Origin of the sequence: Bradyrhizobium sp. SUTN9-2, assembly GCF_003122645.1 — a bacterium.
Taxonomy (GTDB): Bacteria; Pseudomonadota; Alphaproteobacteria; order Rhizobiales; family Xanthobacteraceae; genus Bradyrhizobium; species Bradyrhizobium yuanmingense.
In genome coordinates, this window is record NZ_LAXE01000001.1 from 3,803,370 (window position 1) to 3,817,735 (window position 14,366).

Genomic DNA, 14,366 nt, shown 5'->3' on the forward strand with positions numbered 1-14,366 from the left:
ATTGAATTGACCATGGTTTAAAATGTAATTAAAATATTAAGATGCGATTATTCATTTAATCGGTATGCTCATGCTGATTCAAAAGGCGACCGCCTTCGGCCGTGGAACTCGGCACGTTTTTTGGGAGCAGGATATTCCAGCCCTTTGGCAGGAATCGCCGGTCGCGAGCGCTTTCACGGGTTTCGACGCACTTGGCCTCTGGGCTCCGCGGGTTGTTGATCGATCAGTAAGCGGATCATTCGCTCCAGTGAGAGACGCCGCGTTCTTCAAACAGGCGCATCGGACCGACTCGGCGGGCTTGCGCGGCGTTATGCCCGCTCTCTTCGCTGCACCTTCCAGGTCGCGATTGCCTGCGCTGCTATCTTCGACGTCTTTGACGAGCGGTCATAATGGCCTGGCGCCGACGTTCTCATCTGTGGCGGGCGAAGCGGCGCAGAAATCACAATCGGCTTCCACTCCCGGCGCCACTCACTGGGTCCATCCGACTGACGGCGCCTGGAATGTCGCAGCGAACTGGAGCGCCGGGCTCCCAGGCGCCATCGACGCTGCCTTCCTCGATGCGGCAGGAACGTATGTCGTCACGAGTTCGGCCGGTGTTGATATCGGGAGTCTGATCCTCGATGCAGGTGCGACGCTTTCGTTGGATGCCGGCTCGCCGTTTATCGTCGAAGGCGATGTGCTGAACAATGGGACAGTCGAGGTTGGAGCGTTCCTCGGCAATCGCATTCCGACCGGGGAGTTCAGGGGTGACGTCAGCGGTACTGGATCTTTCGAGATTGCAGACAAGGCGATCTTGGAGATCGGAGGTTCGGTTTCCGGCCAGTTCTTGAATGGATCGTTCTCCGGCATAACGGTGTCGTTCGAAACGGGAACTGGGACGCTTGTCCTCGATCAGTCGGCCAACTTCCACGGCTTGATCGCGGGTTCGTCGCCGGGAGCGCCGCTTGCGCCAGGCAACCTCATCGACTTGAAGGATCTCCCCTTTACATCGTCGATGTCGGCGACCGTCCAATACGACAATAGCTCGAATATCAGCACGGTCGATTTCAGCAACGGTGCGGCCAATGTCTCCTTGCTGTTCTCGGGGATGGACTTGAATTGGAATTTTGAAAGCGATGGGCAGGGAGGCACCATTGTTTCCGATCCGCCCACGAATCCCATTGTACTGGAAAACCAGAAGCCAGGTACGCCGAAGAGTGTCTGGCAGATTCAGCCGGGCGAGAATTCAACTCTGACAGAAGGATTTGCGACAGCAATCAGCACCAATGTCGGAGGGACGGTCCAATTCAAGATCAACAACCTGACCGGCAACCCGAACTATCGCGTCGATGTCTACCGGCTCGGCTATTACGGCGGCGATGGTGCCAGGCTGGTTACGAGCCTGCAGCATCAGGCCGCAACGGCGGTCGTCCAACCCGATCCATTGCGCGATCCGTCGACCGGGCTCGTCGATGCCGGCAATTGGAGCGTGACCGATTCCTGGAGCGTACCGGCCGATGCGGTCTCGGGCGTCTACATAGCCAGCGTCGTCAACGGCACCGAGATTTTCCAGATCCCATTCATCATAAGGAACGACGCTTCGCACAGCGACATCGTCCTCCAGACAAGTGATCAGGACTGGCAAGCCTACAATGGCTGGGGAGGGGCCAACCTATATTTCGGGAATGGTCCGGGCGTCCGTGGATCAGCCTACGCGGTCAGTTACAATCGCCCCCTCATAACGCGTGACGGCGAGGGAACTTTTTCCGAGGGGGGAGACTCCCCGTTCACGGCTGAGTTTGCGGCCATTCAGTGGCTCGAGCAAAACGGGTACGACGTTTCTTACATTTCGGGAATCGATGCTGCGACAAACGGCTCGTTGTTGCTCAATCACAAAATCTTCATGGACGCGGGGCACGACGAGTATTGGACCGAAGCTCAGCGTGCCAACGTACAGGCCGCAGCGCATGCTGGCGTGAACCTTGCATTTCTCACAGGCAACGAGATCTATTGGAAAACAAGGTTGGCACCCAGCATCGATGGCAGCGGATCAGCCAATCGCACACTCATTAGCTACAAGGATACGCACGCAAATGCGTTGATTGATCCAACAGGACAGGCGACCGGCAATTTCTCTGACCCGCGGTTCGGTCCGCCTCTCCCCTCGAACGAGTTGACCGGTACATTGTTCGCGGTCAACGCATTCCGGTACGATACGATCACGATACCGTATCCAATGACCCAGTTGCGCTTCTGGCGCAATACGGCTGTCGCGCAAACGTCACCCGGGCAGACCGCCTCGCTCGTACCTGGCCTGTTAGGCGTTGAATGGGACACGGCGCCGGACAACGGATTTCGCCCAGCGGGGTTGATGAGTGTCTCATCTACCACATTGCAGGTGAATGGACAGCTTCTCCTCGATTATGGCAACACGTTCGCAAACGGCACGGCAACCCACAATCTCGTGCTGCATCGGGATCCCGTCAGTGGCGCACTGATATTCTCGGCCGGTTCGATCAACTGGCCGTGGGCGCTTGCAAGCGACCACGACGGACCTGCGACTCCGGTAGACCCTAATGTCCAGCAGGCGATGGTCAACCTTTTCGCTGATATGGGCGTTCAGCCGGCGACGCTGCAAGCAAACCTGACGGCCGCGATTCGGTCGACCGACACCACGGCGCCGACGTCTAGTATCGGCAATCTCTCGGCTGCCAGCGTTGTCGAGGGGCAATCGATCACGGTGACGGGGACGGCCAATGACGCGGGCGGAAAGATTGCCGGCGTCGAAATTTCCACAGATGGTGGAAACACCTGGCACCCAACCAACAGCAATGTCGGCGCGGCGACCGTGACCTGGTCATACACGTTCGTCACAGGGGCCAAAGGGACCTATAATCTCAAAACCAGGGCGGTCGACGACAGCCTGAACCTGGAAACATCCGGTGCGGGCGCAACCTACACGGTCACACCATCTTCCAACCTGACACTCTTCAGTAGTACCGATACGCCTGCGTTGCTCTCAGACAGCGACTCCGCCTCGGTTGAGCTCGGCGTCAGATTCGTCCCGGCCGTGTCGGGGAAGATCACCGGCATTCGCTTCTACAAAGGGCCTCAGAATACTGGCACCCACATCGGAGATCTCTGGACCGCAAACGGCACGCTGCTTGCGAGCGCCACCTTCACCAACGAAACCGCGAGCGGCTGGCAGCAGGTCAATTTCGCCACGCCTGTGAGCGTGAACGCTGGCACGACGTATGTTGCTTCCTACCACGCGAACACCGGTCACTATTCGTCGACCGACTTCTACTTCATCGGTTATGGAGGCGTTACGAAAGGTGCGCTCACCGCGCCGGGTAGCAGTCTCAACGGTGTCTATGCCTATGGCAGCGGCCCGACCTTCCCCAGCACCGTTTCCTCCACGAAGGCCCCGAATTACTGGGTAGACGTCGTTTTCGATGATTCAGGCGTGGCGTCGCCACAAGCTAATGGCGACAGTGGCTTCACAGTTACCCAGAATGGCTTGCTGAATATTGCGGCATCGACGTTGCTTGCGAACGACACCAACCCGTCCGGGCTGGCTTTCTCGCTTACCAGCGTCGGTAACCCGGTCAACGGAAGCGTAAGCTACAACTCGCAGAACCAGACGGTGACCTTTGCTCCTACCGATGGCTATGCCGGCGCGGCGAGTTTCACGTACACGATCACAGACACGAGCGGCCAAAGTGGTTCCGGCCAAGTGTCCCTCAAGGTCAACTATCCGGTCTCCTCGCAGAGCCTGTTCGGCACCAATGATGCGCCAAGCGTCCCCAATTCCGGGGATACCAGCCCCGTCGAAGTCGGAGTCAAGTTCACCGCATCGGTGAACGGGACGATAACCGGCCTGCGCTTCTACAAGGGATCGTTGAATACGGGTCCCCATATTGCGGATCTCTGGAGCTCGACCGGAACTCTGCTCGCAACTGCGACGTTCACGAACGAGACAGCCAGCGGCTGGCAGCAGGTCAACTTCTCTACGCCTGTGGCGATTACGGCAGGCACCATTTATGTCGCGTCTTACCATACCAACGGCAATTATTCCGGTACCCAGAACTATTTCACGACATCGCTTGCCAACGGGCAGCTAACAGCTCCGGCTGGCAGCAACGGAGTCTATGCCTACGGATCCGGAAACACGTTCCCGACGAATACCTTCAAATCCTCGAACTACTGGGTCGACGTCGTCTTCAACGGCTCCTCTAGTCCCAACAATACGGCGCCAACTGCGGTCGCCGACACCGGTGATGCCACCGAGAAGGGCGGCGTGAGCAACAGCGTCGGTGGCACGGCGGCGACTGGCAACGTGCTGACCAACGATACCGATCCCGACGCGGGCGATACCAAGACGGTCACCGCCGTCAGCTTCGGCTCGACCGGCGGCACACTCGGTTCAGCGCTGTCTGGAGCCCACGGCAGCCTCGTGCTCAATGCCTCGGGCGGCTTCACATATACGGTCAACGAGACCGATGCGGCCGTGCAGGCCTTGCGGCAGTCGACCGACACGCTCAGCGATATCTTCAATTACACGATGCGCGACGCCGCCGGCGCCACGGCATCGTCCACACTCACCGTCACAATCCATGGCGCCAACGACGCGCCGGTGCTGGCCGCCCAGACCGGCAATCAGACCGCAACGGTCGGTACGTCATTCTCGTTGACGCTGCCTGCGGGTACCTTCACCGACGTCGATTCCGGGGATTCGCTCGCCTACACGGCGACAGCCGCCGACGGCACGGCACTTCCCGCATGGCTGACCTTCAACGCCTCGACGCGGACCTTCAGCGGTACACCAACGTCCAGCAATGTTGGCACCCTCAGCATCAAGGCCTCGGCCACCGATCTCGGCGGCCTGTCAGCCAGCGAGACGTTTGATCTCACCGTGACGACAACGCCCTCAACCGTGAGCCTGTTCTCGAGCTCGGACACGCCGGCCATCCTGTCGAATTCCGATGCGTCGCAAGTCAATCTTGGCGTGAAATTCACGTCCTCCGTGGCCGGCACGATCACTGGCGTCAAGTACTACAAGAGTGCAAACGACCCCGGGACTCATACGGGCTCGTTGTGGAGCAGTACCGGCACGCTGCTGGCGAGTGCGACGTTCACCAACGAGGGCAGCAGTGGCTGGCAGACCGTCACATTCAGCAATCCCGTGTCCATCTCGGCTGGCACGACCTATGTGGCGAGCTTTCACAGCAATGGTCATTATGCGTCCACCACCAACTACTTCACCACCGCGCGCACCAGCGGTCCACTCACGGCTCCTGCGAGCATCAACGGCGTCTACACCTACGGCGCCGCTAACCTGTTTCCGACCAGCACGTACAACGCCAGCAATTACTGGGTCGACGTCGTCTTCAACGGAACCAGCGGCAGCAACCAGCAACCGGTGGCTACGACTGACAGCAGCTTCCACGCCACTCAAGGCGTCCCTCTCACTATCGACGGGGCGGCACTGCTTGCCAACGATACCGATCCGAACGGAGACGCTCTGACGATCACTGGCGTGAGCGGTGCCGCTAATGGGACCGCCAGCTTCAACGCCCAGAACAATTCGGTGACGTTTACGTCAGCGAGCGGCTTTACCGGGCCGACTTCTTTCGACTACTCCATCTCAGACGGCCGTGGCGGCACTGCAAGCGCCTCCGTCAACGTGACGGTGCATGCCCCATCGTCCAACGTCGTTAGCCTGTTCAGCTCCAATCCCACGCCGAGTGTTGTATCGGCCAACGATGGCCAGGCGATCGAGGTTGGTATGAAATTCCAGGCCTCCGCCCCAGGTGATATCATCGGGCTACGCTTCTACAAGGGACCGTCCAACACGGGTACGCACGTTGCCGATCTGTGGAGCAGTACCGGCACGCTTCTGGCGACGGCCACGTTCACCAACGAAACGGCGAGTGGCTGGCAGCAGGTCAGCTTCAGCACTCCGGTGACGATCGCGGCGGGGACCACGTATATTGCGTCTTACCACAGTGCGGGGGGCTATTCTGCGGATCCAAACCTCTTCGCCAGCTCCCTCACGAGTGGACCGCTAACGGCTCCGTCGTCGTCGTCGAGCGGCGGCAACGGCGTTTACGCGTATGGGACCGATAGTTTGTTCCCGACGAGCAGTTTCAACGCGACGAGTTACGCCGTAGACGTCCTGTTCAGACCTCAGCTAGCAGCATAGGAGACGTAAGATGCACGCCGAACTTTATACCGATGGAATCGAAGAAATTACCGTCAGTGGAACCATCGTCCGCGTCGATCTGGTCAGTCTTTCACCGACAGAGCGTGACGCCAACAACGCTCCGAAGCGCGTATTTTCTCAGCGGCTGATCTTTTCGGTCGAATCTTTCGCTAACTCGGTCGACGTAATGCAGAAGGCGCTCCAGGGCCTGGTCGATGCGGGCGTCGTCCGGCGGAACCAGCCAGCTCAATCGCACAACGGTGCGTCGGGAGTACGTGATGCGCTGGCGCACAACACACGGTCTCTGAATGTCTCTTCGAACTTCCGCTGACATCGATGCCGCTGGCGGCGCGAAGGACCGGGTTGCGGACGCGCCCGCGCCCGGATTGTCGACCCAGACGGCATTGGAATGCCTGTCCAAGGTTTCCAGTCACCATGGCATAGATCTGCCGGTCGAACGCTTGAAGCATGCGTATGCGGTAGCCGGCCCGCTCTCGTTGAATCTCCTGCTGCGCATGGCGAAGGATGCAGGCCTGCGCGCGAGGAGCACGAAGCTGGATTGGGGCGCGCTGATTCATCTTGGAGAGGCCTATCCGGCGCTGGCGAGGCTCGCCAATGGCAACTGGATCGCCGTTCTTGGTGCGGGACGGCGAACTGATGGTACCGAGGTCGTCAGCATCTTCGACCCGCTCGCCGACCGCAAGCACGAGGTCTTGGTTGTCGAGCGCGATCGATTCTGTGCGCAGTGGGCCGGTGACACGATCCTGATCAAGCGCGAGCAGTTGACACAGGATGGCCGAGGGAGTTTCGGCCTCCGGTGGTTTGTGCCGGAACTGCTTCTTCAATGGCGGCTGTTCAGGGACGTCGCCATTGCCGCCATCCTGCTCTATGCGTTGGGCCTCGTCATCCCGATATTTTTCCAGCTCGTCATCGACAAGGTTTTGGTTCACGAAAGCTTCACCACTCTGTACGTACTCGCGGTAGGAGCGGCCGTAGCGCTCGTCTTTGACGCGATATTCGGCTTTCTGCGGCGCTACTTGTTGCTATATGCGACCAACAGGGTCGACATTCGCGTCGCTACGAAGACGTTCGGTCATCTCCTCGGGCTACCGGTTACGTTTTTCGAGCACATGGCCGCCGGAGTCCTGGTCAAGCACATGCAGCAGGCGGCGAGGATCCGTGAGTTTCTGACCGGGCGCTTGTTTCTGACGACCCTCGATGCGCTTTCGCTGTTCGTCTTCCTGCCGGTCCTTGCGCTTTATAGCGTCAAATTGACTTTGATGGTCCTGGCCTTCACCGCCGCGAGCGGCGCCGTCGTCGGCCTGCTCATGGGTCCATTTCGACGACGACTGTACGATCTATATCAAGCGGAAGGTGCGCGGCAGGCTCTCCTCGTCGAAACAGTTCACGGCATGCGCACCGTGAAGTCGCTGGGGATGGAGCCAGCGCAGAGCAGGGTTTGGGATAGCCGCTGCGCGCAGTCCGTGACCATGCGATTCGGTGTCGAGAAGATCTCCGCAGGCGCCCAGGCGCTCACCGGATTTCTCGAGAAGATCATGACGCTCGGAATCATCTCCGTCGGGGCACTCGATGTCTTCGCCGGCGAAATGACAATCGGCGCGTTGGTCGCCTTCAATATGCTGGCCGGCAGGGTCTCCGGACCGCTGGTCCAGCTCGTGACCATGGTGCATGAATACCAGGAAGTGGCTCTTGCCGTGAAAATGCTCGGCGAGGTGATGAATCAGAAGCCTGAGCGCGACGGTCGGAAAGATGGGCTGCGGCCCGACCTTGCCGGCAAAATCGAGTTCGAAAGTGTCTCTTTTCGCTACGGATCCGAGGGATCCCCGGCGCTTGATGATGTCTCCTTCACCGTTGAGCCAGGATCGATCTTCGGGATCGTGGGACGGAGCGGCTCAGGCAAGACGACTCTCACCAGGCTGATTTCGGGCATGTATCCGGTGCAGCAGGGGCTGCTGCGCATCGACGGATATGACTCGAGGGAGCTCGACCTCGCGCATCTGCGCCGAAACCTTGGGATCGTCCTGCAAGACAATTTCCTGTTTCGCGGGACGATTCGCGACAATATCGCCTGCGTGAAACGTGATGCCACCTTTGCCGAGGTCGTCGCTGCAGCTCAGCTCGCAGGCGCCGACGAGTTCATCGAACGGTTGCCGCGTGGCTTCGACACCATGCTTGAGGAGGATGCATCGAACCTGTCCGGCGGGCAGAAGCAGCGGCTCGCGATTGCGAGAGCTCTGATCGTCAATCCAAGGATCTTGATTTTCGATGAAGCGACGAGTGCCCTCGATGCCGAAAGCGAAATGATCATCAGGCGCAATCTCCGCCGTTTGGCGGCAGGACGTACCGTTATCGTCGTCTCGCATCGGTTGTCGATGCTGACCGAAGCAAGCCAGATCCTGGTGATGGACCGCGGCCGAATCGTCGATATGGATCGCCACGACCACCTCCTGTCGAAATGCACTATCTACAGGCATTTGTGGAATCAACAGATGAAGCAGATTGCATGAGGGAGACTGGTCCATCACGCGCGGATGTGAATCCGAACGGTCTCGTTCCGGCCAGATCGGTCGAGCGCCGCCGCAAGCTATTCAGGCCAGTACCGAGGCGAGCGCCAGTCATCGCCGAGTTCCAGTCCGATGCGACCGAACTCGAGCAGCAAGCGCCACCGCGGCTCGCGCGCTTCATCCTTTACGGCGTACTTGCACTAATTGCTTTCGTGGTCATCTGGGCTTCCGTTTCGCAGGTCGAGATGATCGTCACGGCGCAGGGAAAACTTACCACGACGCGTCCCAACCTGGTCGTGCAGCCGTTGGAAACGTCGGTCATACGCGAGATCCACGTCAAGGCCGGTGATCGCGTCAACCGCGGCGACGTTCTGGCGACGCTCGATCCGACGTTTTCGCAGGCGGATTTCGACCAACTGCGCGGCAGAGTGGCTGGATTCGATGCGTCGATCGATCGTCTGAGCGCTGAATTGAACGGAATCGAGTATGCCGTCAAAGAGCTGACGAACGCGGATCAGATCCTGCAAGGCAAGTTGTTCTTGCAGAGGAGAGCCGCCTACGAGGCGCAGATTCAGAACTACGACGCACAGATCGCATCCGCGCAAGCCAATCTCAAGACGGCACAGAATGAAGAGGCGGTTCTCCTTCAACGGCTCGACACGATGCGTTCGATTGAAGCGATGCGGACCACGCTGATGGATAAGGAGGTCGGTTCGAGGCTGAACTTCCTGCTGTCTCGCGATGCTCGGCTCGAGGTCGAAAGCAATCTGGCGCGTGTTCGCGGCAGTATCGCCGATAGTACCCATCGGCTCGAAAAGGCCCGCGCTGATCAGAAAGTGTTCGCCGAGGAGTTTCGTCGCACCACCTATCAGGAACTGGTGGAGACGCTGCCGAAGCGCAATAGCGCGGCAGAGGAATTGAAGAAGGCCGAGCTTCGTCGACAGTTGATCATCCAGCAGGCGCCGGCAGATGCCGTGGTGCTGGATATCGCGAACCGGACAGTCGGCTCGGTGGTTCGCGAGGCCGAAACGTTGTTTGTTCTGGTTCCGCGCGACGTGCCGCTTCAGGCGGAGGTCAACGTCGAGGGGCGGGATATCGGTCAGGTGGCGCTCGGACAGTCGGTTCGGATCAAGTTCGAAGCGTTTCCCTTCCAGAAGTATGGAACTGCAACGGGAGAAGTCCGCGTCATCAGTCAGGATACGTTTTCCCCGGATACGAAGGCCGAAGGTGCGCGCCGCGCGCCAGCTCCCTATTACCGCGTACTGGTCGATTTGTCGGACACGCACCTTCGGCTGCCGGCTGAACGCATTCAACTGATTCCGGGTATGGCGGTGACGGCCGAACTGAAAGTCGGCAAGCGCACCGTGATCTCCTACTTCCTCTATCCATTGCTACGCGGACTGGATGAAAGCATCCGGGAGTACTAGGTAATTCAGCGTAGATGCCGGTTCAGGTAGATCAGTCCTCATCCGGAGAGGGCGCGCGCTCGCGAGAGTCGAACTACGCCCTTTGAGGCTTGGTGCTGCAGCCCGAACATGGCCGCCGGGCGCACACCCATCGTCTGGATGGATGTTTCCCGACCAGTAAAATCGCTCGCAGGAGGCGTGATCTCCAAACGCCCAATGTGTTGCTTGTCTGTCCACCTGCCGCCTGAGAGCACTAGGCCTTAGCAGATACTTCGTCCAACGTCCCTCAGCTGACTGCACTTCAGGGCCGAAGTATGCCTTCGGGGTGGCATCACAGGCGATTGTCGAAGAGTGCTGCGCGCGCTGTCGGGTGCGCGTGTCGGCACTTGCATCGAACTGACGGAGGAAGTCGCGGCGGTGGAGGGCAAAAGCGCCGCACGCTGTTTCATTCCATATCGTCAACCGCGGGGCCGAAAGCTTCAAAGTCGCGAACAAATACCGCGAGAAAATAGGGACGGATCTAAAATTTTAATTTATTTATCTTCTTGAAAATAACCGCCCGGACGGTATTATAGAATAATAATTAAATGCTGTTTCGATTGAATAATACATTTTTCTGCAGAGGGTTGCGGTGCGTGCGTGGATGTTTGCGATGGTCCTTCGATACTCAAGGTATGGCCGACACCGTCGATCTCGCGAGCGCGGTTGTGGGCTGGCCGGCGTTCGACATCTTCGCATGCGCAGTGGGCGTCGCCTCGTATGTAGTTCCACCGCGAATGGCCGGACCGCATTTGTCAGGAGCCAAGTCGCGTGTGGTGGCGGTACGTCACCTTGTTCGCATGTCAAACGCATCTATGAAGGACTCGCGTTATGATTTTCGTAACAGTCGGAACGCAAGTGCAATTCGACCGTCTGATCCGAACGGTCGACGAATGGGCCGGTGCACGCGCAAGGAGCGATGTTTTCGCTCAGATCGGGCCATCAAACTATCCATTCAAGCACATCCGTACCGAGCGGTTCATTGACCCAAGTCGATTCAAAAGTTGCGTCGAGGCGGCAAGCGTGGTGATCGCTCATGCAGGCATGGGCTCCATTATCACCGCCCTCGAGCTCGGAAAACGAATTATCGTCATGCCACGCCGTGCGAGCCTGGGTGAACACCGAAACGATCATCAGATCGCAACGGCAAAACAGTTCGCCGCGCAAGGCCGTATTGAGGTCGCTTTCGAAGAACGGGAATTAACGGACAAATTGGATCAGTTGGACATCGTCAATCGATGCGAACGCCTCGGTGGTGAAGCATCGCCGCAGCTGATCATGGCAATTCGGAGTTTCATCGAAACGGGACATGTTCGGTCCGGACCTAACAGCGCTTCAGCTTAGGCGGTGGATATGAAAATACAATACGGCCGAGCCTCTTCTCCTGTCCAGTCGTGCCGTAACGATGACGGAGACCTCCGCCTAAGCCAGCAACGAAGATTGCCAAAAGCGCACCGCCCTGCTCGACGTCGCCATGGCAACCGTGAGCTGGAATGTCCTAGACACACTGCGCGTCTGTCCGTGTTCACTTGGCCGCGGAGGTCAGCGGTGTGGCCATCGCCAGGACTGTCGAACTAACCTAGCAAGTTGAAAACCTCACGCGAGTTTTGATCACTGGTGCAGTTATGTCGAACGATACAGTTGGCATTGGGGTTGTCGGATACGGCTATTGGGGACCGAACCTGGTCCGCAATTTCGCTGCTCATCCTTCGGTACGTCTAGTTGGTATAAGCGACCTTGATCCGGAGAAGCTCGCGACCAGCAAGCGTCTTTATCCGGGAGCGATAACGACGTCCTGTTACGACGAATTGTTCAAGAACCCGGCCATCGATGCCGTGGCCATCGCTACGCCGGTTCATACACATTATGAATTGGCGCTATCCGCGCTCAAGGCGGGAAAGCACGTTCTGGTTGAAAAGCCGCTGGCACAAAGTTCAGATCTGGCCCGACGCCTGATCGATGAGGCAGCTCGGCGCGGTCTAATACTGAGCGTGGATCACACTTTCGTCTATACGCCGGCCGTGCGGAAAATCCGCGAGCTCTTGCTTAAGAAGGAGCTCGGTGAAGTCTATTACTACGACAGCACGCGGGCCAGCCTTGGCCTGTTCCAGAGCGACGTCAACGTGATCTGGGACTTAGCGGTGCACGACATTTCGATTATCCACCATATCTTGGATGAGAGGCCTGTTGCAGTTTCGGCGACGGGATCGTGCCATGTGGCCGGCTCGCCGGAAAGCATGGCCCATATCACATTGTTCTTCGATAGCACATGCGTTGCCCATATCAGCGTCAACTGGCTCTCGCCAATCAAGGTCCGGCAGACGTTCATTGGAGGCAGTAAGAAGATGATCGTCTATGACGATCTTGAACCGACGGAAAAGATCAAGGTGTATGACAAGGGTATCACCGTGGACGGCCCCTCCGATCACGCCCATCAATTCCGGATCGGTTATCGGGCTGGAGATATGTGGGCGCCCCACGTCGCTCCTAAGGAAGCGCTGCAGGTCGAGGTCGAGCATTTCATCGCTTGTGTGCGCAATGGGACGCCACCGATCTCGAGTGGCATGTCCGGACTGCGGGTGATCGAGGTCCTGGAGGCTGCATCTCGGTCGATCGCCGAACACGGCAAGCCGGTCCTACTGAAACGGCAGGAGTACAGGAGTCCGGAACGTGCGACGGCGACGGTTTGAAGCATTGGCGGGCGACACGGTATCCGCGAACAGCGCGACGGTCTCGCGATGAATTCGGTAGAACGTTCCATCCTGTTTTCAGCGGCCGACCGCTATGGCAGCCTTATCCTGGTCTTCGTTGCCACCGCTATCCTCGCCCGTCTGCTTTCGCCGGCAGAATTCGGGGTCTATGCAGTCGTCACTGCCATCACGACGGTGATTGGCGCATCCTTTTTTGAGTTCGGGGGCGGAAACTATCTGATTCAGAAGCGTGAATTATCCACGGCGGACGTTCGCTCCGCGTTCACCATCACGCTCGGAATATCGGTAGCAATTGCGCTTCTGCTGTTCGTGCTTGCGGGCCCGCTCTCGGAGCTCTTTGCCCAGGACAGTCTCAGAAAGGGCATCCAGGTGGCGGCGCTGAATTTTGTTCTAGTCCCGTTTCACGGGACAACATCCGCTCTGCTCCGCCGCGACATGAAATTCGGCACGCTGGCCGTGTGCAACCTGGCAACCGGAGCGGCGACGGCCGTCGCATCGATCGTGCTTGCGATGGCGGGATTCAGCTACATGGCGCCAATCTGGGGCGGATTGGCGGGGAGCATTGTATTCACCGTGATGCTGCTTGCCAATCATCGGGACTGGGGCGTCTTGCGTCCATCGCTGCTCGGGCATCGCGAGGTAGTCAACTTCGGTCTTTACTCCAGCGCGGTCAGCGTCATCAATCTCGTCTACAATCTGGCGCCGCAGCTGCTGCTCGCCAAGATCCTGGATTTTGGATCTGTCGGTCTGTACACCCGGGCTACCAATCTGACACAAATGTTCGACCGGCTCGTCGCGCAGGCTCTAAATCCTGTCATTATGCCGGCGATTGTCGCACAACGCAGGGCAGGGGCGGATCTGAAGGCCGTCTATCTCGAGGCAGTTGAACTCCTTTCGGCTGTGCAGTGGCCGTTCTTGATTTTTGTCGCGCTCATGGCTCAGCCGATCGTTCTGATTTGGCTCGGGCAGACGTGGCTGGAAATAGTTCCCTTGGTCCGCATTCTCTGCATTGCAAATCTTGCGCTATTCGTGGCTTGCCTTACCTATCCCGTGTTCCTCGCTGTTGGAAGCGTACGCGACGCCTTGGTGTCTTCGCTCATCTCGCTACCACCTTCGCTTCTGGTCGTTCTGGGCGCATCGTTTTTCGGCGTAGAGGCTGTCGCAAGCGCGGCCCTCGCAACACTGCCGTTCCAGACCGCCGTGGTGATATATTTCCTCAAACGTCATCTGGCCTTCAGTTCAGGGGAGTTTTTCCGCGCCTCTCTGAAGAGCGGCCTGGTGACGTTCGCTATGGCCCCCGGTGTACTGGCTTGCGCCGCATTGATCGAAGCGGGCATGCTTACTTCCCTGACCGGCCTGATACTGTCGTTCCCCATTGCCGGCCTCGGCTGGTGGTGCGGATTGACAATGACCGGCCATCCGCTGCTGCATCAGCTTCGCCACGTTGCAGACGGGCTCTTCCGGAGTGCGCCGAGGCTGCGTCGATCACGTCCGGCATAAT

The 14,366-nt window shown here is 58.6% G+C and carries 7 protein-coding genes; all 7 read left to right on the top strand.

Annotated elements, in window-relative coordinates:
• Positions 1–70: 70 nt before the first annotated feature.
• Positions 71–6,184, top strand: coding sequence for a DUF4082 domain-containing protein (locus XF30_RS17680; RefSeq protein WP_244608967.1), 6,114 nt, complete (start codon positions 71–73; stop codon positions 6,182–6,184).
• 10 nt (positions 6,185–6,194) lie between these two features.
• Positions 6,195–6,515, top strand: a complete 321-nt coding sequence (locus XF30_RS17685; RefSeq protein ID WP_057029412.1) for a hypothetical protein — start codon at positions 6,195–6,197, stop codon at positions 6,513–6,515.
• The gene (locus XF30_RS17690) at positions 6,493–8,712 is read left to right on the top strand and encodes a peptidase domain-containing ABC transporter (protein ID WP_244608968.1); all 2,220 of its coding nucleotides are present in this window, start codon (positions 6,493–6,495) and stop codon (positions 8,710–8,712) included. The genes XF30_RS17685 and XF30_RS17690 overlap by 23 nt, the downstream gene beginning before the upstream one ends.
• Positions 8,709–10,136, top strand: a complete 1,428-nt coding sequence (locus XF30_RS17695; protein ID WP_192893180.1) for an HlyD family type I secretion periplasmic adaptor subunit — start codon at positions 8,709–8,711, stop codon at positions 10,134–10,136. The genes XF30_RS17690 and XF30_RS17695 overlap by 4 nt, the downstream gene beginning before the upstream one ends.
• Positions 10,137–10,985: 849 nt before the next feature.
• Positions 10,986–11,498, top strand: a complete 513-nt coding sequence (locus XF30_RS17700) for a glycosyltransferase (protein WP_036029170.1) — start codon at positions 10,986–10,988, stop codon at positions 11,496–11,498.
• Positions 11,499–11,779: 281 nt separating this feature from the next.
• Positions 11,780–12,844, top strand: coding sequence for a Gfo/Idh/MocA family protein (locus tag XF30_RS17705; RefSeq protein WP_036029172.1), 1,065 nt, complete (start codon positions 11,780–11,782; stop codon positions 12,842–12,844).
• Between the two features lie 48 nt (positions 12,845–12,892).
• On the top strand, positions 12,893–14,365 hold the full coding sequence (locus XF30_RS17710) for a lipopolysaccharide biosynthesis protein (protein ID WP_109143416.1): 1,473 nt from the start codon (positions 12,893–12,895) through the stop codon (positions 14,363–14,365).
• Position 14,366: the final 1 nt, after the last annotated feature.